This is a genomic window from Streptomyces glaucescens (assembly GCF_000761215.1).
Classification (GTDB): domain Bacteria; phylum Actinomycetota; class Actinomycetes; order Streptomycetales; family Streptomycetaceae; genus Streptomyces; species Streptomyces glaucescens_B.
The window spans coordinates 6,153,048-6,178,496 of sequence record NZ_CP009438.1 but is presented as its reverse complement, the minus strand read 5'-3'; the positions used below and the strand labels follow the sequence as shown (position 1 = coordinate 6,178,496).

At 72.3% G+C, this 25,449-nt stretch carries 19 protein-coding genes and 1 pseudogene; 5 read left to right on the top strand and 15 right to left on the bottom strand.

Annotated features, from left to right (window positions below):
• Nucleotides 1-321 precede the first annotated feature (321 nt).
• The 3 genes from SGLAU_RS26700 to ggt form a co-directional block, all read right to left on the bottom strand.
• Nucleotides 322-1,608 carry an AAA family ATPase gene (locus tag SGLAU_RS26700; protein WP_078957910.1) on the bottom strand — a complete coding sequence of 429 codons (1,287 nt, stop codon included), beginning with the start codon at nt 1,606-1,608 and terminating at the stop codon, nt 322-324.
• Nucleotides 1,609-1,719: 111 nt separating this feature from the next.
• Nucleotides 1,720-3,189, bottom strand: a complete 1,470-nt coding sequence (locus SGLAU_RS26695) for a hypothetical protein (RefSeq protein WP_043505059.1) — start codon at nt 3,187-3,189, stop codon at nt 1,720-1,722.
• Between the two features lie 126 nt (nt 3,190-3,315).
• Nucleotides 3,316-5,115, bottom strand: coding sequence for a gamma-glutamyltransferase (gene ggt / locus SGLAU_RS26690; protein ID WP_043505058.1), 1,800 nt, complete (start codon nt 5,113-5,115; stop codon nt 3,316-3,318).
• 81 nt (nt 5,116-5,196) lie between these two features.
• On the opposite strand from ggt, the pseudogene SGLAU_RS26685 reads away from it, so the two are divergent.
• Both SGLAU_RS26685 and SGLAU_RS26680 read left to right on the top strand, forming a co-directional pair.
• A pseudogene (locus SGLAU_RS26685) lies at nt 5,197-5,695 on the top strand (hypothetical protein).
• Nucleotides 5,696-5,790: 95 nt separating this feature from the next.
• Nucleotides 5,791-7,359, top strand: a complete 1,569-nt coding sequence (locus tag SGLAU_RS26680) for a CocE/NonD family hydrolase (protein WP_043505056.1) — start codon at nt 5,791-5,793, stop codon at nt 7,357-7,359.
• 231 nt (nt 7,360-7,590) lie between these two features.
• Here SGLAU_RS26680 and SGLAU_RS26675 read toward each other — a convergent pair whose 3' ends face one another.
• Nucleotides 7,591-7,998, bottom strand: coding sequence for a DUF6278 family protein (locus tag SGLAU_RS26675; protein ID WP_043505055.1), 408 nt, complete (start codon nt 7,996-7,998; stop codon nt 7,591-7,593).
• Between the two features lie 185 nt (nt 7,999-8,183).
• On the opposite strand from SGLAU_RS26675, the gene SGLAU_RS26670 reads away from it, so the two are divergent.
• Entirely contained in the window at nt 8,184-9,983 is a 1,800-nt protein-coding gene (locus SGLAU_RS26670; protein ID WP_244315264.1) for an SGNH/GDSL hydrolase family protein, read from the top strand.
• Nucleotides 9,984-10,006: 23 nt separating this feature from the next.
• On the opposite strand, the gene SGLAU_RS26665 is transcribed toward SGLAU_RS26670, so the two are convergent.
• The 4 genes from SGLAU_RS26665 to SGLAU_RS26650 form a co-directional block, all read right to left on the bottom strand.
• Nucleotides 10,007-10,786 carry an exodeoxyribonuclease III gene (locus tag SGLAU_RS26665; RefSeq protein WP_043505051.1) on the bottom strand — a complete coding sequence of 260 codons (780 nt, stop codon included), beginning with the start codon at nt 10,784-10,786 and terminating at the stop codon, nt 10,007-10,009.
• A gap of 50 nt (nt 10,787-10,836) precedes the next feature.
• Nucleotides 10,837-11,472: an MBL fold metallo-hydrolase gene (locus SGLAU_RS26660; protein WP_043507073.1), complete on the bottom strand. Its 636-nt coding sequence runs from the start codon at nt 11,470-11,472 to the stop codon at nt 10,837-10,839.
• Between the two features lie 39 nt (nt 11,473-11,511).
• Nucleotides 11,512-12,819, bottom strand: coding sequence for a 4-carboxymuconolactone decarboxylase (gene pcaC / locus SGLAU_RS26655; protein ID WP_043505050.1), 1,308 nt, complete (start codon nt 12,817-12,819; stop codon nt 11,512-11,514).
• An 83-nt stretch (nt 12,820-12,902) separates the two neighbouring features.
• The gene (locus SGLAU_RS26650) at nt 12,903-14,042 is read right to left on the bottom strand and encodes a PucR family transcriptional regulator (RefSeq protein WP_043505049.1); all 1,140 of its coding nucleotides are present in this window, start codon (nt 14,040-14,042) and stop codon (nt 12,903-12,905) included.
• 87 nt (nt 14,043-14,129) lie between these two features.
• On the opposite strand from SGLAU_RS26650, the gene SGLAU_RS26645 reads away from it, so the two are divergent.
• Together SGLAU_RS26645 and SGLAU_RS26640 are read left to right on the top strand one after the other, a co-directional pair.
• Entirely contained in the window at nt 14,130-15,185 is a 1,056-nt protein-coding gene (locus SGLAU_RS26645) for a ferredoxin reductase (RefSeq protein ID WP_043505048.1), read from the top strand.
• 7 nt (nt 15,186-15,192) lie between these two features.
• Nucleotides 15,193-16,311, top strand: a complete 1,119-nt coding sequence (locus SGLAU_RS26640) for a fatty acid desaturase family protein (protein ID WP_043505046.1) — start codon at nt 15,193-15,195, stop codon at nt 16,309-16,311.
• Between the two features lie 218 nt (nt 16,312-16,529).
• On the opposite strand, the gene SGLAU_RS26635 is transcribed toward SGLAU_RS26640, so the two are convergent.
• From SGLAU_RS26635 to SGLAU_RS26605, 7 genes are all read right to left on the bottom strand, one after another.
• Nucleotides 16,530-18,215: a ribonuclease J gene (locus SGLAU_RS26635; protein ID WP_043505045.1), complete on the bottom strand. Its 1,686-nt coding sequence runs from the start codon at nt 18,213-18,215 to the stop codon at nt 16,530-16,532.
• A gap of 464 nt (nt 18,216-18,679) precedes the next feature.
• Entirely contained in the window at nt 18,680-19,024 is a 345-nt protein-coding gene (locus tag SGLAU_RS26630) for a MerR family transcriptional regulator (protein WP_043505044.1), read from the bottom strand.
• A gap of 902 nt (nt 19,025-19,926) precedes the next feature.
• Nucleotides 19,927-20,328, bottom strand: a complete 402-nt coding sequence (locus SGLAU_RS26625) for a CBS domain-containing protein (protein ID WP_043505043.1) — start codon at nt 20,326-20,328, stop codon at nt 19,927-19,929.
• Between the two features lie 45 nt (nt 20,329-20,373).
• Nucleotides 20,374-21,870, bottom strand: coding sequence for a DEAD/DEAH box helicase (locus SGLAU_RS26620; RefSeq protein ID WP_043505042.1), 1,497 nt, complete (start codon nt 21,868-21,870; stop codon nt 20,374-20,376).
• A gap of 345 nt (nt 21,871-22,215) precedes the next feature.
• The gene (locus SGLAU_RS26615) at nt 22,216-22,419 is read right to left on the bottom strand and encodes a cold-shock protein (RefSeq protein ID WP_043505040.1); all 204 of its coding nucleotides are present in this window, start codon (nt 22,417-22,419) and stop codon (nt 22,216-22,218) included.
• Nucleotides 22,420-22,941: 522 nt separating this feature from the next.
• On the bottom strand, nt 22,942-24,357 hold the full coding sequence (locus SGLAU_RS26610) for a DEAD/DEAH box helicase (RefSeq protein ID WP_043505039.1): 1,416 nt from the start codon (nt 24,355-24,357) through the stop codon (nt 22,942-22,944).
• A 446-nt stretch (nt 24,358-24,803) separates the two neighbouring features.
• Entirely contained in the window at nt 24,804-25,256 is a 453-nt protein-coding gene (locus SGLAU_RS26605) for a GNAT family N-acetyltransferase (protein ID WP_052413896.1), read from the bottom strand.
• Nucleotides 25,257-25,449: the final 193 nt, after the last annotated feature.

Here is a 25,449-nt window from a genome sequence, read left to right as displayed (position 1 = left end):
CCGCGGACCCCGCCGCCGAGTCCGGCGGCGGGGTCCGCACCGGTCGCGGCGGCGCGGGCGGGGGCCCGGGTCGTGGCACCGGGCGCGGTGACACGGCCGAAACCGCCCGGGGCGGGGGCGAAGGGGCCGGGGACGGCGACGATGCCGAAACCGCCCGCGGCGGGAGCACAGGCGCAGGGGCCGGAGACGGCGACGACGCCGAAACCACCCGCGGCGGGAGCACAGGCGCAGGGGCCGGAGACGGCGACGACGCCGAAACCGTCCGCGGCGGGGGCGCAGGCGAAGGGGCCGGATGTGGCGCCGGGCCTCGCGTGGTTCCCGTCATCGGCCCGCCCCCGCTCCCGCCACCCGGCCGGGACGGGGTGCCGTGGCCCGTTCCACCGAGCGGTCCGCCCGGCGGGCCAGACCGATCACCTCGGTGAGCCGTTCCACCGCCCGGGGCACCTCCCAGTCGTCGCGCCGCAGCGTGGCCAGGGTGGTCGCCGGGGCGACCAGCAGGTCCGGGGCGCCGGTCTCCAGCGCCCGGACCAGGACCGCCCAGGCGGCCTCCCACCGCTGCCGCTCGGGGCGGGCCCCGACGGCCGCGACCACCGCCTCCAGTGCCGCCTGCCGCAGGTCGCCCCGCTCGGGGAGGTCGGCGGCGGCCGGGTCGGCGAGCAGCGACTCGGGGTCCGGCAGGTCCATGCGGTCCAGGTGGGCGAGGAGTTCGAGCCCGGGGCCGTCGCCCACCGCGCCGCGCACCAGCAGGGCGAGCACCTCGCGGGAGACGGCGGCCGCCGTGCCGAAGGCCAGCAGGGTCAGCGCGGCCTCCCAGCTCCGGGGCGAGGGCCAGGCGCCGCCGCGCCGGGCCTCGGTGCCGGGCAGCCGGTGGATGAGCGTCGGCCGGACCTCCAGGAAGCCGCAGACCGCGCGCCGGGCGAAGGCCACGGCCTCCGGCAGGCGTTCCGGCGCCAGCCGGGGCAGCGTGGCGCGGGGCCACACCCCGCCCAGCCCGCGCACCACCACGTCCGGTTCGTGCACCCAGTGCAGGTGCACGAACCGGTTGGCCAGCGGCGGGCTCAGCTCCCAGCCGTCCGCCGCGGAGGCGCGCGGGTTGGCGGCGGCCACGATCCGCACGCCGGCCGGCAGTCGCAGGGCGCCGACCCTCCGTTCCAGGACCACCCGCAGGAGTGCGGCCTGGACGGCCGGGGTGGCGGTGGACAGTTCGTCCAGGAAGAGCAGCCCGCGCCCGGCGCGCACCAGCTCCACGGCCCACTGCGGCGGCGCCATGGGCACTCCGCGCACTTCCGGGTCGTCGCCGACGACGGGCAGCCCCGCGAAGTCGGACGGCTCGTGGACGCTGGCGATCACGGTGGTCAGGGGCAGGCCGAGGGAGGCGGCGAGCTGGGTGAGGGCCGCGGTCTTGCCGATGCCCGGCTCGCCCCAGAGCAGCACGGGCAGGTCGGCGGCGACGGCGAGGGTGAGCGCTTCGAGCTGTTCGTCGGGGCGGGGTTCGGTGGTGGTCGTCCGCAGCAGGCCGAGAAGGTCGTCGGCGACGGCGAGCCGGGTGCCGGCCGGGGAGGCGCCGGTGGCGGTCACGGACACGGGCGGCAGGGGGCTGGTGGTCATGGGCATCACCTGGGGTGAGAGAAGGGAGGGGGCGGCGCGGGACGGGCCGCCCCGGAGGTCGTCGGGGCGTACGGCGCCGAACGCCGGCGCGGAGAGGGTGGGTTCGCGGTGTCAGCGGGTCAGGCCGGTGCGGGGCCGGCCCAGTGCGGCGCGCTTGTCGCGCATCGCGCGCGGCATACGGCGGTCGAACCGGGGCCGGTGGTCCGCCGCGCCGCGGTCCCCGCCCCGCGCGGTCCCGCCGTCCGCGGTGCGGGCGGCGGGGTGCACGGCGACCAGTCCGGAGCGGAAGAGCCCGTGGTCGACGCGGCGGGCCGCGGCCGACTCCAGTGCGTCGCGGAGCGGTCCGTCGCGCAGCACCGCGGCGCGGCCGAGCAGTCCCTCGACGACGGCCAGCGCCCCGGTCACGTCACCGTGGCGGAGCCGTTCCCGGACGGCGGGCAGGGCCTCCGGTTCGCGGTGCACCGCGTCGATGGCCCGCAGGCAGGGCAGTGCCGGGCCGCCGAGGGCGACGAGCAGTTCCTCCCGGCGCAGTTGGGCCGGGTCGTGGTCGACGGCCGTCAGCACCCCGTCCCGCAGGGCGATCCGGTGGGTCTCGCCCCGGCAGGCCACCCGGTGCGGGTCCCCGGTCCCGGCCGCCGGCGCGGGCTCGGGTGCGGAGCCGGGCGGCACCGGCAGGGCGGCCGCGACGAGCGGGTGGAGCCGCCCGGGCGGGACCAGTGCGGCCCGCAGCAGTTCCAGGTCCGGCAGGACGCGGGAGGCGGCCTCCGGCAGCACCGGGAGCGCCGCGGCCTCCTGCGCCGGCAGCGGCTCCCGCAGCGGCCGCAGGGACGGGACGTGGTGGTCGTCGGGGGCGGCGAGTTCGAACACGGCGCGGCTGCGGGCGCCGAGCCGTACGGTGAACGCCCCGCGGGCCCGCCCCTCGGCGCGCAGCAGCAGCTCCGCCTCGGCGGCCCAGCGTTCCACCGCCCAGGGGGCCTCGGACGCGTCGGTGCGGCCGAGGTCCGGGGGCGGTCCGGACGGCTCCGGACCCGGTGTCCCGTACGCGCCGCAGCGCCGGGCCAGTTCACCGCAGCGCGTGGCGTCCCAGAGGTGCCGGTGCAGGTCGAGCCGGAAACGCCGGTCGGGATGCGGGTGCGGGTGGTGCCGTGGGGCGTCGTCCGCGGGCCCCTCCCACAGGGTGAGGGACATCCGCTGCCCGGCGTCCGCCCAGGCGGGCGGGGTGCGCACCACCAGGTGGAGCGGGGCGGTGCAGTGGGTGCGGTACCGGGCGAGGGTCAGGGTGAGGCCGGGCCGGAGCAGCCCGTCGGGGGCGATGCGGGGCATGTGCCAGCGCAGCAGGTCCGGCGCGAGCCGGCGCAGGTCGGTACGGAGGCGGCTGGCGAGGTCGGTGCCGTGGCGGTGGCGCACGGCGCGCAGATCGAGATCGGTGTCGATCCGGGCGGCGGCGCAGGCCCCCGCCCAGTCTCCGGCCGCACGGCGTGCGGTCGCGGTCTCGATCATGGACGGTGGCACGGCGTACTCGCGTACGCGCTGCCACATCAGCAGGCGGGGCGGAATGTCGTTCGCGGTGTGAGGTGCCATCAGCACTCACCTGAAGCGAACGAGTCCCCCAATCCACACGAGGAGTAAGTGATCATCGCCGTCATCGTAACCGCAACGGAGACGATCCGGCAGTCCCCTTTTCCGCCCCGCGCGCTGAGACACCCCCTAGGAGGCGGGCCGGACGACCATCGCCGAGCCGCCGCCGCGCCGTACCGTCTCGGCCGCCGCGAGCCACTTGCCGCCGGGCAGCCGCTGGACACCGGTGGCCGCGCCGATCTCGGGGTTGAGGCGGAAGGAGTGCCCGACGCCCTCCAGCTCGGCGCGCAGCGGGCTGTCGTACAGACCGGGTTCGAGTTCGGTCTGGGCGGCGTTGCGCTGGCTGGCGCGCGGTGCGGCGATGGCGTCGACGAGCGGCAGGCCGCGGTCGAGGAACCCGGTCAGGGTCTGCAGCACGGTGGTGATGATGGTCGAGCCGCCGGGCGAGCCCAGGGCCACCACCGGCCGGTCGTGCCGGTCCAGCACGATCGTCGGCGACATGGAGGACCGGGGCCGCTTGCCCGGTCCGGGCAGGTTGGGGTCGTGCACGGCCGGGTCGGCGGGGGCGAAGGAGAAGTCGGTCAGCTCGTTGTTGAGCAGGAAGCCGCGGCCCGGCACGGTGATGCCGCTGCCACCGGTCTGCTCGATGGTGAGGGTGTAGGCGACGACGTTGCCCCACTTGTCGGCGACCGTGAGATGGGTGGTGTTCTCGCCCTCGTACGTCGTGGGCGCCGCCGTGCCGCCGGTCGCGCAGGCCGCCGGCCGGCGCGGGTCGCCGGGGGCGAGCGGGCTGGTGAGCACCGCGTCGTCCCTGATGAGGCAGGCCCGGCTGTCGGCGTACCGCTGCGACAGCAGTTCCCTCGTCGGTACGTCCTCGAAGGCGGGGTCCCCGACCCAGCGACCGCGGTCGGCGAACGCGATCCGGCTGGCCTCGATGTAGCGGTGCAGGTAGCGCGCCTGGCTCACCTTGGCCAGGTCGGTGCGCTCCAGGATGTTGAGGGCTTCGCCGACCGTGGTGCCGCCGGAGGAGGAGGGCGCCATGGAGTAGACGCCGAGGCCGCGGTACGAGGTCCTGCTGGGAGCCTGGACCCTGACGCGGTAGGCGGCCAGGTCCTTCTCGGACAGGTCGCCGGGGCGGGCGTTCCAGCCCGAGGCCGGGTCGACGGGGGGCTTGTTCACCGTTTCGGCGATGTCCTCGGCGAGGTCGCCCCGGTAGAGCGCGCCGACGCCCTTGCGGGCCAGTTCCCGGTAGGTGCGGGCCAGGTCGGGGTTCTTGAAGGTGGAGCCGACGACCGGGAGTTTCCCGCCCGGCAGGAACAGCTCGGCGGTGTCGGGGAAGTGGCGGAACCGGGTCTCGTTGGCGGCGGTCTGGGCGCGGAAGGTGGCATCGACGGTGAAGCCGTCGCGGGCCAGTCGTTCGGCCGGCTTCAGCAGGGTGCCGAGCCGCCGGCTGCCCCACTTGTCGAGGGCGGCGCGCCAGGTGGCGGGCGTGCCGGGGGTGCCGACGGCGAGGCCGCTGCTGACGGCCTCGGCGAAGGGGATCGGCCTGCCGTTCTCCAGGAAGAGGCCGGAGTCGGCGGTGAGCGGGGCGGTCTCGCGGCCGTCGATGGTGTGCACGGTGCGGGAGCGGGCGTCGTAGTAGACGAAGTAGCCGCCTCCGCCGATGCCCGCGGAGTAGGGCTCGGTGACGCCGAGGGCGGCGGCGGTGGCGACGGCCGCGTCCACCGCGTTGCCTCCGTTCCTCAGCACCTCGATGCCGGCGGCGGAGGCGTCCGGGTCGACGCTGGCGACGGCACCGCCCCAGCCGGCGGCGACCGGGACCTTCGCGGGCTGGCCGGGCGGGGTGGCGGGCGGCGCGGCGGCCCCCACCGACACCACCGCGGCCGAGACCGCGAGGACGGACAGTTTCCGTGCGACGGGGTGACGCATCCAACCTCCAGGGAAAGGCCGTTCGGGCAGCGTAGTCCATGACCATGGGCACGTCAGGAGTACCCGCTACGATGCCCGCCCATGAACGACGACGTGCGCAACATCGTCCTCGGTGTACTGGCGGCCGGCATCAGCGCCGCGCTGGGCTGGTTCACCCGTACGTACCTCTGGAAGCGCCGGCTCCGCCGCAAGCAGGCGTTCTTCGGGCTGCCGGACGCCTCGGAGGCCCTGCTGGTGGTCAACCGGAACGCCGCCGGGCCGGAGCTGGCGTCACCGCCTGGAAGTCGGCCGGGCCGAGTACGTGCTGCTCGCCCGGCTCACCGTGGACCACAGCCACGGCGACCGGCCGGTCTTCCTTTTCTGCGGCCAGACGGCCATCACCAACCAGGCCGCGACCCGCTATCTCGCCCGCAACCACGAGCGGCTGTCCCGCACGTACCGCACGGGGTCGTTCGTGCTGCTGCTGAAGGTGGTCAACTCGCAGGCGTACGGGCCGGACGTGGTGGAGCTGGTGGCGGACGTGACGCGAGCGGCGCGGGCGCCACTGCCGTCGGCGCCGCGGCCGTCGGCCCTTCAATGATTGTTACTTTCACGTAACTTACCGACGGGTTCTTGGCCTTGAGGCCCCGAGGTTACCGTCGGGTCACTTTTGTTGACACGAGTGAGGAGTGACCCGTGAGACCTCATCGCAAGGCCCTGCGCACGACCGCCGTGGGCGCCGTCTCCGCGGCCCTGGCCGCCGCCGGCACCCTCACCGCCGCCCCCGCGGCCCAGGCCGCCCCGCCGAGCGTGCGGTTCGTCGACATCACCGGTGACGGCGGTACGACACTCAAGGCGAACGTCGTCACCCCCGCGGGCGCCGACGGCGCGCGCCGCCACCCGCTGATCGTGCTGCCCACGAGCTGGGCCACGCCGCAGATCGAGTACCTGGCGCAGGCGCAGCGGCTCGCCGACTCCGGGTACGTGGTGGTCACCTACAACGTACGCGGGTTCTGGCAGTCGGGCGGCCATATCGAAGTCGCGGGCCCGCCCGACACGGCGGACGCCTCCCGCGTCATCGACTGGGCCCTGGCCCACACGCCGGCCGACCCGGACAGGGTCGGCATGGCGGGCGTGTCGTACGGTGCCGGCATCAGCCTGCTGACCGCCGCGCACGACGAGCGGGTCAGGGCGGTCGCCGCGCTCAGTGGCTGGGCCGACCTGATCGACTCCATCTACTCCGGCCGTACCCAGCACGCCCAGGCCGCCGCGCTGCTCCAGGGGGCGGGCGGCGTCACCGGCCGGCCGAGCGCCGAACTCCAGGAGATCTTCCGCCACTTCTTCGCCTCCGACCTGGACAAGGAGGACGAGATGCTCGCCTGGGGGAGGAAGCGCTCCCCCGCCGCGTACGTCGACCGGATCAACGAGCACGGCACGGCGGTCATGCTCGCCAACGCCTGGGGCGACACGGTCTTCCCGCCCAACCAGTACGCGGATTTCTACGAGAGGCTGACCGGTCCCAAGAGGCTCCAGCTGCGGCCCGGCGACCACGCGACCGCCGAGGCGACCGGCCTGCTCGGACTGCCCAACGACGTGTGGGCCGACACCGGGCGCTGGTTCGACCACCACCTCAAGGGCGAGGACAACGGCGTCGACCGTGAACAGCCGGTGCGGCTCAAGTCCCGTTCCGGAGGGGGTTACGAGGGCTACCCGGACTGGAAGTCGGTCGCCGCTGCCGAACGGAAGATCGCCCTCGGCGGCACCACCACCATCGCCGCGAACGTCAACTCCGGGGCGGACGGCGGGATCGTCCTGCTGTCCAGCGTGCTGGACCAGATCGCCCGGCTTCCCCCGGTCGCCTCGATCCCCCTGCTCCCCCGCCGCTGGGCCGCCGTCTGGCAGTCCGGGAGGTACCCCACCGCGCAGCGGGTGCGCGGCACCGCGCGGCTGCACACCACGCTCACCCCGACCAAGGAGAGCGGAACCCTCGTCGCGTACCTGTACGACGTGGGTCCGCTCGGCCTCGGCAAGCTGGTCAGCAACGCGCCGTACACCTTCCACGGGCGAACGCCCGGAAAGCCGTTCGGTGTCGACCTGGAGCTGTTCTCCACGGCCTACGACGTCCCGGCAGGGCATCGGCTCGCCCTGGTCGTCGACACGGTCGACCCGCTCTACATCGAGCACAACCCGTCCGGCGCACGGCTGACCTTCTCCTCGCCCGCGGACGACCCGTCATACGTGTCGATTCCGCTGCGCGAGCAGTGATCGGCGGCCGCGGCCGGACGGCTCGGCTCCGGGTACTGCTGCCCCCCGCGGTCCGCGCATCCCGACGCAGATCGGCGAGGCCATCCTCGCCACGGGGATGAACGGCACATCGTAGTCGAGATCCGGAGGACGGGTCAGGCCCCCCGGCGGATGCCCCCGAACCGAGAGGGTCCGCCGGGTGGCGCACGCACGGGTGGGAGGGGCGGGGGCGCCGTCCACCCGGTCTCCGTCTCAGGTCTCCGCGATCTCCGCGTACAGCCGGGCGAGTTCCGGCACCCCGGAGGCCGCCCACTCCTGAGCGGCGGCCACCACGTCGACCTCCCGCCCCGAGGGCAGCACGATGACCGGCTGGCCGTCCGAGCGGATCCCCCATGCGGCGCCGGGCACGGTGCGCACCACCACGGTGCCCAGGTACAGGCCCGCGTCGTTGCCCAGCCGGAGCAGCGTCTCCGGGTCGTCCCGCCAGCGCGGCGGGAGCTGGTCCAGCGCCTCCAGCGAGGCCCTCGTGTCGTCCAGCCGGACCCCCGCCTGGTCCGCCTGGGACCGCAGCAGCTCGCACTCGGCCAGGAGTCCGGCGATGCCCGCGGGGTCGACGGCCTCCCGTGTGGCGCGCCGGCCGCCCAGGAAAGGGATGTTCATACCTCCAGCCTGACATTCGTACCGTCATACGCACCACCGGGCGCGCAGACGGTACGGGCCACGCCCCGGGGCGGTTTCACGCCGTGTTCCCGCCCCGTTCGTTGACGGAGCGCGGAGCCCTCTCTAGCTTCACGAAGTGATGCCGGTGTCATCTGTGTCGGGAGGTCCGGTTGGTGCGTCGAGGCGTGCGAGGGGTCGCCGTCGTCCTCCTTCTGATCGCGTCCGTGCTGCCGACGGGCGCGGCCGCCCGGACCGGCATCGACCGGCCGGCCGAACCGAGGCCGCACACCGCCGCCCGGACCGTCGTCGATCGGCCGGCCGAGCCGCGGCCGCTCACCCAGCTGTTCGACAACACCGCCGTCAGCGACGACGCCCGACCCGCCGGGGCGGACTTCGACGGTGCCGGCGCCTCCCTGTCCGCGCAGGCCCTCGCCGCGGCCGGCTGGACCCCCGGCCGCGTCCTCACCGTGCAGGGTGCCCGGCTCACCTGGCCGGAACGGGCCGCGGGCGAGCCGGACAACGTGGTCGCCGACGGGCAGGCGGTACGGGTCAGCGGCCGTGGCGACGCCCTCGCCTTCCTGGTCGCGGGCACCACCGGCCGGGACGTCACCGGCTCCGGCACGGTCGGCTACGCCGACGGGACCTCCTCCCCGTACCGGCTGACCGCTCCCGACTGGCGCCGGGGGCCGCTCGCCACCAAGGCGGTGGCCCTGCCGCACATCAACACCCCCGGCGGCCGGCTCGCCGAACGGGCCCGGCTGTACGTCGTCACCGTGCCCGTCGAACCGGGCCGCCCGGTCACCTCGGTACGGCTGCCGCGCGCCGCCGGACTGCACGTGTTCGCGGTGTCGGTGCGGGCGCGCACGGCCGGCTGGACCGGCAGCTGGGCGGCGGCCACCTCCGGCTATCTCTCCGTCGGCCCGTGGACCGACCGCACGCTGCGGCTGGTGGTGCACACCTCGGCGGGCGGGCCGCGGGTGCGGCTGCGCTTCGACAACACCTTCGCCGCCACGCCGGTGCGGATCGGCAGCGCCACGGTCGCGCTGCGGGCGACGGGCGCGGCGGCACTCGGCACACCGGTGCGGGTGACGTTCGGCGGCGCGGCGGGCACGCGGATCCCCGCGGGCGCGCAGGCCTACAGCGACCCCGTCGGCCTCGAGGTCCCGCCGGACAGCGATCTCCTGGTCAGCTTCCACCTCCCGGACACGGTCCCGGCGGCCCCCGTGCACCGGCTCGCGCTCCAGCGCTCGTACGTCAGCGGGCCCGGCGACCACACGGCGGACAGGGCGGCGGGCGCGTACCCCACGGTCCTCTCCGCCTGGCCGCTGCTGACCGGGGTGGACGTGGGCGGCGGACCGGGATCGGTGGTGGCGCTCGGTGACTCGATCACCGACGGGGCCCGTTCGACGGTGGACGCCAACCGGCGCTGGCCGGACGTGCTGGCCCGGCGGCTGGCGGCCCAGTCCGGCGTGCCGCGCTACGGGGTGCTCAACCAGGGCATCTCGGCGAACCGCGTGGTCACCGACCGCTACCCGGGCGACGGGGTCTCCACCGACTCCGGCGGGGTGAGCGCCCTGCACCGGCTCGACCGGGACGTGTTCGCCCAGACCTCGGCCCGGACGCTCATCGTGTTCCAGGGCGTCAACGACGTGCGTACGGGCGCCACCGCGGGTGAGGTGACCGCCGGGCTACGGCAGATCGCCGAGCGGGCGCACGCGCGCGGGCTGCGCGTGCTGGCGGGGACGATCCTGCCCTGCGGGGGCGAGGTCCACTGCACACCCGCGGTCGACGCCGAGCGCAGGGCGGTCAACGACTGGATCCGCCGCGCCGGGGTGTTCGACGCGGTGCTCGACTTCGACGCGGTGATCCGGGACCCGGCGAACCCGTCGCGGATGCTCCCCGCCTACGACAGCGGGGACCATCTGCACCCGGGCGACACCGGGCTCGCGGCCCTGGCGGAGTCGGTGGACCTGCGGCTGCTGTGAGCGCGCGGGCGTGAGCCCGCGTCCTAGACGTCGAGGTCGACGACGACCGGCGCGTGATCCGAGGCGCCCTTGCCCTTGCGTTCCTCGCGGTCGACGTAGGCGTCCTTGACGGCCCCGGCGAACGGCTGGTTGCCGTAGACCAGGTCGATGCGCATGCCGCGGTTCTTGGGGAAGCTGAGCTGGCGGTAGTCCCAGTAGGTGAACGGACGGTCGTACTTCAGGGGGCGCGGCACCACGTCGTTCAGGCCCGCCTCGCGCAGGGCGGTGAGGGCGGCGCGCTCGGCCGGGGTGACGTGGGTGGAGCCCTCGAAGGCGGCCGGGTCGAAGACGTCGTCGTCCGTCGGGGCCACGTTGTAGTCGCCCAGGACGGCGAACGGGCGGCTGCCGGCCGCGTCCCCCGCGACGGCCGCCCGCAGCGCCTCGAACCACTGGAGCTTGTACGCGTAGTGCGGGTGCTCGACCTCGCGGCCGTTCGGCACGTACACCGACCAGACGCGGACCGGGCCGCAGGTCGCGGAGATGGCGCGGGGCTCCACCGCGCCGTCGAAGCCGGGGTCGCCGGGCAGGCCCTTGACCACGTCCTCGATGCCGACGCGGGAGAGCACCGCCACGCCGTTCCACCGGCCCGTGGCGTGCACCGCCGCCTCGTAGCCGAGGTCGCGCAGCTGGTCGAACGGGAACTGCTCCTCGGCGACCTTGGCCTCCTGGAGGCAGAGCACGTCGGTGCCGCTGCTCTCCAGCCAGGCCAGCAGCCTCGGCAGGCGGGCGGTGATCGAGTTCACGTTCCAGGTCGCGATGCGCATGTCTCACAACCTACCCGCCGCCACCGACAGCGCGGGCCGCGCGGGCTGCGTCACACGTCGGCGGACTCGCCCGGTGTCAGCCGCAGGTGCTCGCAGCCGCCCAGCGCGCCGATCTGGCGGTCGTAGATCGGGCGGGCCAGGTCGGTGAGGAGCGCGTCGTGGATGTCGTAGGCGCGCCGCGGCCGGACCTCGCGCACGTAGTCGATGACCTCGGAGATCTTGCTCCAGGGGGCCATCACCGGCAGCATCAGCGTCTCCACCGGCCGGTCGGGGACGGTGAGGGCGTCGCCGGGGTGGAAGACCTTCCCGCCGTCGATCAGGTAGCCGACGTTGGTGACGCGCGGGATGTCCGGGTGGATCACCGCGTGCAGCTCGCCGTGCACCTGCACGTCGAAGCCCGCGGCCGTGAAGGTGTCGCCGTGGCCGACGGTGTGCACCCGCCCGGGGAACGCCGCCGAGATCCGCTCCGCGACCGACTTCAGGGTCCAGATCTCGGCGCCCGGACCGGCCTCCATCGCGGCCCGCAGCCGGCCCTCGTCGAAGTGGTCGGGGTGCTCGTGCGTGACGAGGATCGCGTCGGCGCCGTCGGTGGCGTCCGCCTCGGTGAACCCGCCGGGGTCGAGGACCAGCGTGCGCCCGTCCTTCTCCAGGCGGACGCAGGCGTGCGACTTCTTCGTGAGCTTCAGCGTCATGGGGCCATCCTGCCGCCCGACGGGAGCGGGTGCTCACTCCTGGGGGGTGGTCTCCTGCCGGATGACCTCCTGCGCCACCTTGAACGCGCTGTCCGCCGCCGGTACGCCGCAGTAGACGGCGGCGTGCAGCAGCACCTCCCGGATCTCGGCGGGGGTCAGGCCGTTGCGCAGCGCGGCGCGCGTGTGGGACGCCAGCCCCTCCAGGTGCCCGCCGGCGACGAGGGCGGTCAGGGTGATGCAGCTGCGGGTGCGCCGGTCCAGGCCGGGACGGTCCCAGACCTCGCCCCAGGCGTAGCGGGTGACGAACTCCTGGAAGTCGCCGGAGAACTCGTCCGCCTGCGCCAGCGCCCGGTCGACGTGCGCGTCGCCGAGGACCTCGCGGCGCACCTTGATCCCGGCGTCGTACGGGTCCGGCCGGCCCACGGCCTGCGGCTGGGCGGCGGGCGGGGCGATCTCGGCGATGGGCGCGGCCGGCACGGCCTGCGGGGGCACGGCGGCGGGGACCGGCTTGACCGGCGCGGTGGCGACGGCCATCTGGCCGGTACCCGGGTCGATGAGCGGCTGCCAGGCGGTGGAGAAGTGGGTCACCAGCAGGTCCGTGACCGCGGCGGGCTGCTCCACCGGCACCAGGTGGGAGGCGCCCGGGACGACCGCGAGCCGGGCGTCGGGAATCCCGGCGACCAGGGTGCGGGCCTCGGCGGGACCGGTGACCTGGTCCTCCGAGCCGACCAGCACCAGCGTCGGCACGCCCACCCGGCCCAGCTCGGGCCGCACGTCGAAGGTGGCCAGCGCCTCGCACGCGGCGATGTAGCAGCCGGGGTCGGTGGTGCGCACCATCTGCACCGCCCAGTCGGTGATCGCGGGCTGGGCGGCGGCGAATCCGGTGGTGAACCAGCGGTCGGGCGAGGTGCGGGCGATCGGGTCCAGGCCGTTCGTCCGGACGATCACCCCGCGCTGGCGGAACTCGTCCGCCGTGCCGAACCGCGGGGAGGCCGCGATCAGCACCAGGGACGCCAGGCGCTCCGGGTGGCGCAGGGCCAGCTCCACGCCGATGGCGCCGCCGAGCGCGCATCCGGCGTAGCCGAAGCGCTGGACGCCGAGGCCGTCGAGCGTGGCGAGCAGCCGGGTGGTGAGTTCGCTGACGGAGCCGGCGGGGTGGGCGGGGGCGCCGCCGTGGCCCGGCAGGTCGAACCGCAGGACGCGCCACTGCTCGGTCAGCTCCGGCACCTGCCGGTCCCACATGTGCCAGGTGGTGCCCAGTGAGGGACCCAGGATCAGGACCGGGGCGTCTTCTCTCCCGTCGAAGCGGTATTGCAGGGTGTTCGTCGGTGTCTCGCTCACGTCCCAGACCCTCTCATGTCTCATGACTGCCCCTGTAACGGAGGTTGCGGCTGCCGGGAGTTCGTGGACGGTCGACGTACGCGTCAACCGGCCCGGAGACCGACCGCCAGCGTCAGTTCGAGGACCCGGTGTGGCGATGCGAGATCCGGGAACAGCTCCCGCAGCTGCGACATCCGGTACCGGACGGTCTGGGGGTGGACGAACAACGCCGCCGCCACCTCGTCCCGCCTGCCCTGGTGCAGCAGCCACGCCCGCAACGTCTCCTCCAGCCGCCGTGCGGTCGCGGCAGGCAGGGTGCGCAACGGTGCGAGGGCTCGGGCACGCAGGTCCGCGAACGCGTCCACGTCGGCGGTCAGCACCAGCTCGGGCAGGTGCTCCTCGGTGTCGCGGATGTCAGAGGAGAGGGAGCGGGCGCGTACGGCTCGTGCGTACGAGGCCGACGCACGAGTCCATGGCCGGGCCGGGCCGACCACTGCGGTGCGGTCGGTCAGCTGCCGCAGGAGATGTGATCGGTCGGCATCGGGGACGAGCAGCACACCGGTGCCGTCCGGCAGATCGTCGAGGACGAGGGTGCCCGGGTCGAGCGCGCGGTAGGCGGGCCGGGCCTGGGCGGCGGGCAGCAGGACCGCCGTCAGCGAATCCGGAGGCTGCCATCCGGCCCGTTGAGCGGAGGCCAGCAGCACGTCCGGGCTCGCGCCGGCGAGGAGGTCGCGGGCCAGGTGTTCCAGGTGGCGCTCGTGGGCCCTGCCCCGGGCGGCCAGTTCGTCGGCGTGGCCCGCGGCGCTCGCGGCGGAGAGCTCGTCGATGTAGGCGAAGGTCAGCTCGGCGAACTTGGCGACCTCGGCGGCGGGCAGACCTGCGGACACGGCACCCGCGGCCAGGCATCGCCAGGCCACGCGGGCACCGACGCGGTAGGCGCTGAGCAGGGCGTCCATCGAACGGCCGTCGCGCACCTCGCCGCGGCCCAGCTCGTAGGCCGCGTCACCGGCGTCGCCGCCTGTGGCGTTCCCGCTCGCGAGGTCCAGGTAGTGCCCCAGCGCGGTGCGGACGGCTCGGCGGATGGTGCCGCCCATGCTGCCCGAAAGGGCGTTGGCGTAGGAAGGGACCTCGTCGATGATCGCTTGGACGACCTCGTCGGCGGTGGTCCTCAGCGCGGCCCGAAGTGCGGTGACCGTCGTCTCGTTCAGGGCCAGTTCGCCGGCCCTCCGGATTGCATGGCTCACGTCCTTGTTCCCTGCGAACAATTCAACCGACCAGATTCACGTCCTGCGGTCAGGACTTTACGCCCTGAGGCGCAGCAAGCTGGAGTCATGACGAGTGCAACCCTCCGCAGCAGGGCGTGGAAACTGCTGGAGATGGTCACGACGCCGCTGCTGCCGTCGGACTACCTCGACCTGGTCAGCCCCCTGCGCGCGGGCGCCGATCTGCGGGGGCGCATCGAGGCCGTGTACCCCGAGACGGGTGACGCCGCGACCATCGTGATCAGACCGGGTCGGGGCTGGCGCGGACACAGGGCCGGTCAGTACGTGCGGATCGGGGTCGACGTCGACGGGGTGCGCCTGTGGCGTGCCTACTCCCTCACCTCGCCGGCAAGACGCCAGGACGGCCGCGTCACGATCACCGTGAAGGCGATCCCGGACGGCAAGGTCAGCAACCACCTGGTCCGCAGGGCGAAGCCGGGCACGCTGATCCAGCTCGACCAGGCGACCGGTGACTTCGTGCTGCCGCAGGCCACGCCCGCCAAGGTGCTCTACCTGACGGCCGGCAGCGGCATCACGCCCGTGATGGGCATGCTGCGCGACACCGAGTTCGACGACGTCGTCATGGTCCACTGCGCGCCACGGCCGCAGGACGTGATCTTCCGCAACGAACTGCACGACCTGGTCGCGGACAAGAGGCTGCGGCTCACCGAGGTGCACACCGACACGGACGGCATGCTCGACATCTCCCGTCTCGGCGAACTCGTGCCCGACTGGGCCGAGCGCGAGACCTGGGCTTGCGGGCCCGCGGGCCTGCTCGACGCCGCCGAAGAGCACTGGAGAGATCACGGCGTACAGGAGCGCCTGCACACCGAACGCTTCCGCCCCAGCATCGTCGTAGCCGGTGACGGCGGCGAGGTCACGTTCAGCTCCACCGGCAAGACCGTCGACGCGGACGGCGCCACGCCGTTGCTGGACGTCGGCGAGGAGTCCGGCGTGCTCATGCCCTCCGGGTGCCGCATGGGCATCTGCTTCGGCTGCGTCACGCCGCTCAAGGCGGGCGCCGTCCGCGACCTGCGCACCGGCGAGATCACCGAGGCCGAGCCGGGCGTCCTCATCCAGACCTGCGTGTCCGCCGCGGCGGGCCCCTGCGACATCGAACGGTAGGAACAGTTTGACCGCCATCGACCCCACCGCCCACCTGACCGCGGAGCAGATCGAGGAGCTCGGCCGCGAGCTGGACGCGATCCGCGACGAAGTGATCGCCAGCCGTGGCGAGAAGGACGCCGCCTACATCCGTAAGGTCATCGCCGCGCAGCGCAAGCTGGAGCTGGTCAGCAGGGGTGTGCTGCTGTTCTCGATGTTCCCGCCCGCGTGGCTGATCGGGACCGCCGGTCTGTCCGTGGCGAAGATCATGGACAACATGGAGATCGGCCACAACATCCTGCACGGCCAGTGGGACTGGATGCGGGACCCGAAGATCCACTCCACCACCTGGGAGTGGGACCACGTCTCGCCGGCCGACCAGTGGAAGCACTCGCACAACGAGCTGCACCACACGTACACCAACGTGGTCGGCAAGGACAACGACCTCGGCTACGGCATCATGCGCGTCGACGAGGACCAGAAGTGGCACCCGTTCCACCTCGGCCAGCCGTTGTGGAACTTCCTCAACGCCTGTTTCTTCGAGTACGGCATCGCCGCGTACGACCTGGAGCTCGGCCGCAACCTGAGCAAGCACCGCCGCAAGAACCCGGAGTTCCGCGCGCGGGCCAAGGCCGTCGGACGCAAGATCCGCAAGCAGGTGCTCAAGGACTATGTGATCCACCCGCTGCTGTCGGGCCCGTCGTTCCTCCCCACGCTCGCCGCCACGTTCACCGCGAACCTGGTGCGCAACCTCTGGTCCCACTCGGTGATCATGTGCGGGCACTTCCCCGAGGGCGTGCAGGTCTTCGAGCGTCGGTCGATCAAGGGCGAGACGCGCGGCCAGTGGTACCTGCGCCAGATGATGGGCTCGGCGAACATCAGCGGCAGCAAGGCCATGCACTTCATGACCGGCAACCTGTCGCACCAGATCGAGCACCACCTGTTCCCCGACCTGCCGAGCAACCGGTACGCCGAGGTCGCGGTGAAGGTGCGCGCCCTGTTCGAGAAGTACGAGCTGGAGTACGTCACCGGACCGCTGCCCAAACAGGTGTTCTCCGCGTGGCGCAAGGTCTTCCGCCTCTCGCTGCCGAACAGGAAGCCCGAGGTCGAGACGCCGGACCGTGAGCAGGAGCTCGTCGCCGCCTGATCGTCACCAGCGCCTGGCTCACGAACCCGCAGTCAGGCGCCCTCGTCCGCAGGCTCCGGAATCGCCACGCGGCGGGATGTCCGGCGCAGCGCTCGCCACCGGGCCGCCCGGGCCGACCCGGCGGGCCGGTGATGAGGCTGGACATCAGGACCGACTCGTCGCCGGGTCTCACCTCGTGCACATCGGCGTCTGACCCGGGACGCCTGCCCGGGTGTGGCTCAGGCGTCGATGATGACGGGAATGATGAGGGGCTTGCGGCGGTGGGTGCGGAACGCCCAGTTGGCGACGGCCCGGGCGAGGAGTTGTTCGAGTTGGCGCGCGTCCCCGACGCCTTCCTCGGCTGCGGTGGCCAGGGTCTTCTCGATGACGGGGACGACCGGCTCGAAGGTGGCATCGTCGTGGACGAAGCCCCGGGCCAGGAAGTCGGGGGCCTCGGCGAGGGCGCCGGTGTCCGCGTCGACGATCGCCACCACCGTCACCACGCCTTCGGCGGCGAGGGTGAGGCGGTCCTTCAGGGACGCCTCGGTGGCACCGCCGACCTCCATGCCGTCCACGTAGACGTTGCCGGCGGGGACCTTGCCGGTGATGGACGCCCGCCCGTCGACCAGGTCGACGACGACGCCGTCCTCGGCGATGACGACCCGGTCGGGGTCGACACCGGTACGGACGGCGAGGTCGCCGTTGGCCCGCAGGTGGCGGAATTCGCCGTGCACGGGCATGACGTTGCGCGGCTTGACGATGTTGTAGCAGTAGACGAGTTCGCCGGCGCTGGCATGCCCGGAGACGTGCACCTTGGCGTTGCCCTTGTGGACCACGTGGGCACCCCACCGGGTGAGTCCGTTGATCACCCGGTAGATGGCGTTCTCGTTGCCGGGGATGAGGGAGCTGGCGAGCAGGACGGTGTCGCCCTTGCCGATGCGGATCATGTGGTCCCGGTTGGCCATCCGTGACAGCGCGGCCATCGGTTCGCCCTGGGAGCCGGTGCACACCAGAGCGATCTTGTGATCCGGGAGCTTCTCCAGCTCCTTCGTGCTCACGACCAGACCGGAGGGGACCTTCAGATAGCCCAGGTCACGGGCGATGCCCATGTTGCGGACCATCGACCGGCCGACGAAGGCGACCTTGCGGCCGTGCTGGTGGGCGGCGTCCAGGACCTGCTGGATGCGGTGCACATGGCTGGCGAAGCTGGAGACGATGACCCGGCGCGGCGCGGTGCGCATCACCTGCTCGATCGCCGGGTTCAGCTCCCGCTCGGAGGTGGTGAAGCCGGGTACTTCGGCGTTGGTGGAGTCGGTGAGGAACAGGTCCACGCCCTCCTCGCCCAGGCGGGCGAAGGCGCGCAGATCGGTGATGCGGTCGTCGAGGGGGAACTGGTCCATCTTGAAGTCGCCGGTGTGCAGCACCATCCCGGCCCGGGTACGGATCGCGACCGCGAGGCTGTCGGGGATGGAGTGGTTGACCGCCACGAACTCGCAGTCGAAGGGCCCGAAGCCCCGCCGGTCGCCCTCGCGCACCCGCACCGTGCGCGGCCGGATGCCGTGTTCCTTGAGCTTGGCCTCCAGGAACGCCAGCGTCAGCTTGGAGCCGACGACGGGAATGTCGGACCGCTCGCGCAGCAGGTACGGCACGCCGCCGATGTGGTCCTCGTGACCGTGGGTGAGGACCACGGCCACGATGTCGTCCAGCCGGTCCCGGATCGAGGTGAAGTCCGGCAGGATCACGTCCACGCCGGGCTGGGTCTCCTCGGGGAACAGCACGCCGCAGTCGACGATGAGCAGCTTGCCCGCGTGCTCGAAGACGGTCATGTTGCGGCCGATCTCACCCAGGCCGCCCAGGGCGATGACCCGCAGCCCTCCTTCGGGAAGGGGCGGGGCGGCTTTCAGTTCGGGGTGTGGATGACTCATACCCTGACGGTACCCGGAGAGCGGGACAGGATGATCCATGACCTCCTCCGACAGGGTCGGGGCACCGCAACGGGCGTCCGGGACGATCCGATGACGCCGGCGGCCCGCCGGTAGGCCGCTTCGAAGGCCGCCATGCCCGTCGCGGCGGGCATGAGGCCGGCGGGGTGGGGAGCCGGCAGCGGCTGCACGAGAACCATCGTGCCGGGCGCGCGGGACGGTACAGACGTCGACACGGCAAGCATGTGCCTCACGGGGCCCGGCAGGCCGCCGATGGGCGACCGGCGCGCCGGCAGGCCTCCGGCCCGGGGCCGGGGAACCGTCCTGGACAGGGCAAGGACCCCGGCGTGGTGATCGCCGGGGTCCTTGCCCTGTGGTGGTCGGGGGCGCTCGTTTCAGGTGCCGATGACGGGGTCCAGTCGGTGGCGGGCCGGGAGCGTCGTCCGTGTCCTCGTGCCGACGTCCGGTCAGGCTGACGTCTTCGACTGCGACTGGGGGCCTTGTGTGCGCATCTGCTCGTTGATGCGCTGCGCTTCTTCGAGTTGGTCTTCGAGAACGATGATGCGGCAGGCAGCTTCGATGGGGGTGCCCTGGTCGACGAGTTCGCGGGCACGGGCAGCGATGCGCAGCTGGTAGCGGGAGTAGCGGCGGTGGCCGCCTTCGGAGCGCAAAGGTGTGATCAGGCGGTGTTCGCCGAGGGCGCGCAGGAAGGCGGGGGTGGTGCCGAGCATGTCGGCGGCCCGGCCCATGGTGTAGGCGGGGTAGTCGTCGTCATCGAGAGGGGTGACGGCGCGGGAACTGCCAGGGGGCATAGAACCTCTTCTTCCGGGGACGCGTCGGGGGGCCCGGGTACCGTACCGGCACCCGGGCCCCGAGCTTTCAACACCATCTACCGGCGAACTGCGCCGGCCTTGTATGTCCGCAGGGTCCGCCTGGGAGGGCGGGACTGCGGGGATCGCGGATGCGTGACCGGGGACCACCTTCCAATCCGGGGCCTGCGGTACCCGGGCGGACTGCTTCCTCGCCCGGGCGATCCTGATGGCGTCTCGCTCCTTACCTTCGGTTACTCGGTGATACTGCTGGATACCGCGGGTACTGCTCACGACCCTCTGGGGCCGTGTCCTGCTTGACCTGCCGGCAGGCAGTTCATGTCTGCCGTGCCCACTTCGACTTCTTGGGTACGACAAAGACAGTAACCCCGCGACGGACCGATGTCTACTGTCGTCACGACAGGTTTTCTCCATGGCTGGCATCTGCACTTCTTCCGCCGATACACCCGGAAGAGTGCTGTCCCGGGTCGCTTCCCGGCTCGGCGACCACATCCGCAGGCAGGTGGTCGCCGGTCACACGGTGGGGATCCCGGAGACAGACGCTCGACTGGGAGACCCAGCCGAGCGTCTGTCTGAACTGCGCGCCGCTTGATCAACTCACCGCAGTGTTGCTACGCCCTCCGGAATGCGCCCACGCCGGTGGGGCCTCACTGCCCGGTTCGGCTCACACGTGTCCGTACGTCAGACGGACAGGGGGAGCGCCGGGCGTTGCGGAAGCCGGCCCGTACGGGCCGGCCAGGGGCGCAGACGCGGCGGTAGGGCGGGTGCGGCAGGTGAAGCCACCACGCCGCTCTTGGTCAGGTCGAACGGGAAGCGAGCGATGACACCCCGCATGATGCCTCCAGGGAGAAGAGACGACGGGGCCGGGTCGGGGCGACGGCGATTCAGCGAGCGAGGGCGCGGACGCCCAGAGCGTTGCCGTGTCCGTCGACCACGAGCGGGGCCCCGAGCCGGGAGCGGAGCATCGCACGCTCGGCTTCGGCCCTCATGGCCGGCGGTGGGGCGAAGGGCCCGATGACGTCGGCGATGTCCCGCAGGCGCATCCGGTCCGTGTATCCGGAGCCGTCACGAACGGCCGTGAGCCGGTCCCGGGTGACCAGGCCGGTACACATACCGTCCTCGTCGCAGACGACCAGCTGACCTGTACGGGCGGCGGCCATCACGGACAGTGCCACCTCCACGGTCATGTCCTCCCAGACCTGCGGTCCCGCCGCGGCACCGGGATCGGCCGCCGTCTGCACGGCGTTGGTACGTGTTGAGCCGAACTGCTTCTGGTCCAGCGTCAAACGGTGCCTCCTGTGAAGTCGGGCGGGCTTGCTGACACCAAGGTTCTACGCAGCCGCACCGGCGGTGGACTCCCGTACGGGCGCGCGGCGAGCCGCCGAGACGGGGCGGCGTCGGCCGCGTGAGGGGGCGCCGCGCTTCTTGGGGCGTTCGACCACCGGTGCGGTGATGACGACCGGGATGCCGGAGGGAGCCTGAGCACCGGTGATGCGGTGCAGGGCCTCTTCGCCGACGCGGACCTGGGTGGTCTGCGGGACGATGCCGGCCGCTGCCATGAGGCGGGTCATGCCGCGGCGCTGGCTGGGGGTGACCAGGGTGACGACGCTGCCCGACTCTCCTGCGCGGGCGGTACGGCCGCCGCGGTGGAGGTAGTCCTTGTGATCGGTCGGCGGGTCGACGTTGACGACGAGGTCGAGGTGGTCGACGTGGATGCCGCGCGCCGCGACGTTGGTCGCCACCAGCACGTTGACGTGTCCGGTCTTGAACTGTGCCAGCGTGCGGGTGCGCTGCGGCTGTGACTTCCCGCCGTGCAGGGCGGCGGCCCGTACCCCGCTGTTCAGGAGGTGTTCGGTGAGGCCGTCGACGGCGTGCTTGGTGTCGAGAAACATGATCACGCGGCCGTCGCGTGCGGCGATCTGGGTGGTGGCCGCGTGCTTGTCGGCCCCGTGGATATGGAGCACGTGATGCTCCATCGTCGTGACCGCGCCGGCCGAGGGATCGACGGAGTGCACGACGGGGTCGCTGAGGAAGCGGCGCACGAGCAGGTCGACGTTGCGGTCGAGAGTGGCGGAGAACAGCAGGCGCTGGCCTTCGGGGCGGACCTGTTCGAGGAGGGCGGTGACCTGCGGCATGAAGCCCATGTCGGCCATCTGGTCGGCCTCGTCGAGGACGGTGATGGAAACCTGGTTCAGTTGGCAGTCGCCACGGTCGATGAGGTCTTTGAGGCGTCCCGGCGTGGCGACGACGATCTCGGCGCCGGCGCGCAGCACGCTCGCCTGCCGACCGATCGGCATTCCGCCCACCACCGTGGCCAGCCGCAGCCTCACGGAGCGGGCGTACGGGGCGAGCGCGTCGGTGACCTGCTGCGCCAGTTCACGCGTGGGTACGAGGACCAGCCCCAGCGGCTGCCTGGCCTCGGCGCGCTGCCCGGCCGTACGGGCCAGCAACGCCAGCCCGAAGGCGAGGGTCTTGCCGGAGCCGGTGCGGCCACGGCCCAGCACGTCCCGGCCGGCGAGGGAGTTCGGCAGGGTTGCGGCCTGGATAGGGAAGGGTACGGTCACGCCTTGTGAGCTGAGCGCGCCCAGCAGTGCCCCGGGCATGTCGAGATCGGCGAAGCCCTCCACGGCGGGGAGCGCGGGAGTGATCGTCCTGGGCAGCGCGAACTCCCCCTGGACGGCGGCGGGCCGGCGGCCGTAACCACCGGAACGACTCGGCCCACCGGAGCGGCTCCTGGCCGACGAACCGAATCGACTGCCGCCCCTGCCGGAGTCGGTACTGCCGTCACGGGTGCGGGTGAAGCGGTCGTTCGTGCGTGTGCGGTTCATGCGGAACCTTCCTCGATGCGGCACATGTCAAGGAATTCCCGCAGCGATCAGCAGCACGAAGAATTGCAAGAATGGACCGGTGGAATGCGACAGCGAATCTGACCGACGGCAATTCCGTGCGGGCACAGGCGCTGGAATGAGTGGCGCGGAGCCGACGCAATGTTCCGGCGTCTGCCGCCATGAACCCATGAAGGGTGCGTACACTTCTGAAGGATGCTCCGTGTGCGCTGAGCCTACGGGCTTCCTGGTTGTCGTCCGCAGGTGAAACCACTGCGGAAATACGAGTAGCTGGGGCCCGCACCCCGAAGGACGCGGGCCCCAGCTACAAGTACGCGACAGTCAGCGTCAGGCGAGAACGATGTTCTCGGCCGTCGGGCCCTTCTGGCCCTGGGCGATGTCGAAGGTCACCTTCTGGCCCTCGATCAGCTCACGGAAGCCCTGGGCGGCAATGTTCGAGTAGTGGGCGAACACATCAGCGCCGCCACCGTCCTGCTCGATGAAGCCGAAGCCCTTTTCCGCGTTGAACCACTTGACAGTACCGGAAGCCATGTTATTTCTCCTTTGGGGCAGTGCATCGGGATCCGCACTGCACGGACCCCGTGTCGCCGCGATGATCACCCCGCCGGGAAAAAGACCGGAGAACAAAAGTGCTTCCAGTGGCACAGGCGCCATCCGGAGGGCACTTGAAGTTTTGGGAACCACAACTGCAACTGAGATCGACAGTAGCACGTCGAAGCGGCCTGTGTACGGTGAAGAATCCCACCCTCACTTAATGCGGCAGAGAATGTGTCTGCCTGTGCCTTTGGAATCTCAGCTCGCGGGCACAGATTTCGCCCCAGCCGGAGCGCAAGGTTTCCGGAAACCTTCGGGGGCGCGCCCAGCGTGAGGGCTGCAGCCATGCCTTCGCCGTCGCTGTCCGGCTCCGGAGGGGACGTCTCGGGGGCAGCCGGCTCCGCGGGTATCCCTGTCGCGGCCGAAGGCGTTGACTTCGTAGGTGAGGCACACAGGACGCGGCTTCGGGCCGGGCCGACGGTTGTTGATCTCGTGGCCAGGCTGCCAGGGCAACGGCTCTCAGCCGTTGCGACGCACGAGGGCGGCCCTGCGGGCCTCGGCGAGCTTGCGGGCCTCGCCCGCCTTTCGGGACTTGCCGCCGGCGCCGCGGGAGGTGCCCTTGCTGGTGCCGAGGCCGCGGAAGGGAGCGTTGGTGTTCTTGGGTCGGGGGACGGCGGGCTCGCCGTCGAGCGGGATCCCGGAGGCAGTCCTGGCGCCGGTGATCCGGCTGAGCTCCGCCTCGCCCGAGCGCACCTTGGTGACGGTCGGCTCGATGCCGGCCCCGGCCATCATGCGGCTCGTCTCGCGGCGCTGGCCCGCCAGCACGAGCGTGACCACGCTGCCGGAGTCGCCGGCGCGGGCGGTGCGGCCCGCCCGGTGCACATAGTCCTTGGCGTCGGTGGGCGGGTCGACGTTGACCACGAGGTCGAGGTCGTCGATGTGCAGGCCACGGGCCGCGACATCGGTCGCCACCAGAACGGTGATCTGGCTGCTCTTGAACTGCGCCAGGGTCCGTGTGCGCTGTGGCTGGGACTTGCCGCTGTGCAGGGCCCCGGCGTGCACCCCGCTGGCCCGCAGATGCCGAGTGAGCTGGTCGACGGCGTGCTTGGTGTCGAGGAACAGCAGTACGCGGCCGTCGCGGGCGGCGATTTCCGTGATGACGGCGTAGCGGTCAGGGGCGTGGACGACCAGAACGTGGTGCTCCATCGTCGTGACTGTGCCCGCGGCCGGGTCGACCGAGTGGACGACGGGGTCGTGGAGGTAGCGGCTGACCAGTTGATCGACGTCGCGATCGAGAGTGGCCGAGAAAAGCATCCGCTGACCGTCGGGGTGCACCTGGTCGAGCACGTCGGCGACCTGCGGCAGGAATCCCAAGTCGCACATCTGGTCGGCCTCGTCCAGCACGGTGATTCTCACCCGTCCCAGGCGGCAGGCGTTGCGCTCGATCAGGTCGTGCAGGCGTCCGGGGGTGGCGACGACCACCTCGGTTCCCTGGCGCAGCGCGGCGACCTGCCGGCCGATCGACGTTCCGCCGGCGACCGTGGCGATCCGAAGCCGCAGTGCCTCGGCGTACGGCGCCAGCGCCTGGGTGACCTGTTGGGCCAGCTCCCGGGTGGGCACCAGGATCAGAGCGAGGGGCTGCTTCGGTTCCGCGCGCCGCCCGGCCGTCCGTGCGAGCAGCGGCAGGCCGAAGGCGAGTGTCTTGCCTGATCCGGTGCGCCCGCGTCCCAGGATGTCGCGCCCCTCCAGGGCATCGGGCAGTGTGGCGGCCTGGATCGGAAAGGGTTCGCGCACCCCGAGTTCGCTCAGTGTCCGCAGCACCTCTGTCGGCAGTTCCAGACCGGCGAAGGTGACGGCCGGGGGCGACGCCGGGGTCGTCGCCTCGGGCCGGGCGGGACTGCCGTGCGCGATGCCGGAGTCATGGGGATGCTTCATGATCAGCCTTCCTCAAGGGAACGTACCGAGGAAGGCCCGGCAGGTTTGAACAGCCCACGCGCAAGCCGAGCGGAACAGGCAGCATCGCCCACCGCGACGACCACGCAAATGCGGGAGCCTAACACACGGCATAAGCCCGCGCCGCTGACACCGGTCGCCCCTGTGTACGGGTGTCGGCAGCGGGTCGGCCTGGAACAAACGTCCCACCACGCCACGGGCGAGTTGCCGAGCCACGCGTCGAGCCTTACGAGCGGGGCGCCGGGCGGGGCAGCAGGCCCCTGCTGCGGGTGCAGGTCAGCAAGCCGGACGCCGTCCGGTCCGATGCCGACCCTTTGCGTTCCCAGACGTCAGATCTTGGCCTTGTGCATGGTGCGCAGCATGCAGCGCTCCTGGATGTTGCGGCCACCACGCAGCGAAGCCGGTGCCTTGCCGACCGGCACACCGGGTCATTCCGGAGGAACGCGGAACTCGAATTCGGGACGGTCCCACGGCACGGCGGGCGGGTTCGCGAACGCGGTCCCGGTCCGCACCGCGCCGACACGGTGGTAGAAGTCCTCGGCGGGAAGATGCGACACGACCTTGACACGGTCGAGCCCGGCGGCACGGGCCTCGGACTGCATGTGCGCGACGAGCAGCCGTCCGATACCTCGTCCTTGCGCTTCGTCGGCGACGAACAGCAGGTCGAGCTCCGGTGGAGCGAGGACGAGCGAGTAGAACCCGAGGACCCGGTCTCCCTGCTTGTCGGCGCCGACGGCCACGAAGACGCGGTGGGCCTCGATGTAATCCGGACCGACGCGGTAGCCCGCGACTGCGGCTGCGTACTTGCCCTCGTAGGCGCCTGAGCCACGCACGAGCCGCGTGAGCCGTTTGGCATCCCGCGCGACGGCCCTCCGTATCATGACCGGCTCGCTGATCGGGGAGGTGTGGCGACGCACCGGAGTGTGCCGCCGTGCGGCGGGGTCGGCTGCGGTGTTCGTCGGTGTCTCACTCACGCCCTCGACCCTCTCACGCATCGCGGACGGTCTTGTGGCGGGGGCGCGGGCAGGTGGTTCGTGGTGGTACGGGCGGCGTGGAGCCGGGGTGGTGCCGGCT

What these genes read in the sequence shown, in the direction of transcription:
- SGLAU_RS26700 (WP_078957910.1), bottom strand. Translation starts at nt 1,608, where the DNA reads ATGACCACCAGCCCCCTGCCGCCCGTGTCCGTGACCGCCACCGGCGCC.
- SGLAU_RS26695 (WP_043505059.1), bottom strand. Translation starts at nt 3,189, where the DNA reads ATGGCACCTCACACCGCGAACGACATTCCGCCCCGCCTGCTGATGTGG.
- ggt (WP_043505058.1), bottom strand. Translation starts at nt 5,115, where the DNA reads ATGCGTCACCCCGTCGCACGGAAACTGTCCGTCCTCGCGGTCTCGGCC.
- SGLAU_RS26675 (WP_043505055.1), bottom strand. Translation starts at nt 7,998, where the DNA reads ATGAACATCCCTTTCCTGGGCGGCCGGCGCGCCACACGGGAGGCCGTC.
- SGLAU_RS26665 (WP_043505051.1), bottom strand. Translation starts at nt 10,786, where the DNA reads ATGCGCATCGCGACCTGGAACGTGAACTCGATCACCGCCCGCCTGCCG.
- SGLAU_RS26645 (WP_043505048.1), top strand. Translation starts at nt 14,130, where the DNA reads ATGACGAGTGCAACCCTCCGCAGCAGGGCGTGGAAACTGCTGGAGATG.
- SGLAU_RS26635 (WP_043505045.1), bottom strand. Translation starts at nt 18,215, where the DNA reads ATGAGTCATCCACACCCCGAACTGAAAGCCGCCCCGCCCCTTCCCGAA.
- SGLAU_RS26630 (WP_043505044.1), bottom strand. Translation starts at nt 19,024, where the DNA reads ATGCCCCCTGGCAGTTCCCGCGCCGTCACCCCTCTCGATGACGACGAC.
- SGLAU_RS26620 (WP_043505042.1), bottom strand. Translation starts at nt 21,870, where the DNA reads ATGAACCGCACACGCACGAACGACCGCTTCACCCGCACCCGTGACGGC.
- SGLAU_RS26615 (WP_043505040.1), bottom strand. Translation starts at nt 22,419, where the DNA reads ATGGCTTCCGGTACTGTCAAGTGGTTCAACGCGGAAAAGGGCTTCGGC.
- SGLAU_RS26610 (WP_043505039.1), bottom strand. Translation starts at nt 24,357, where the DNA reads ATGAAGCATCCCCATGACTCCGGCATCGCGCACGGCAGTCCCGCCCGG.
- SGLAU_RS26605 (WP_052413896.1), bottom strand. Translation starts at nt 25,256, where the DNA reads ATGATACGGAGGGCCGTCGCGCGGGATGCCAAACGGCTCACGCGGCTC.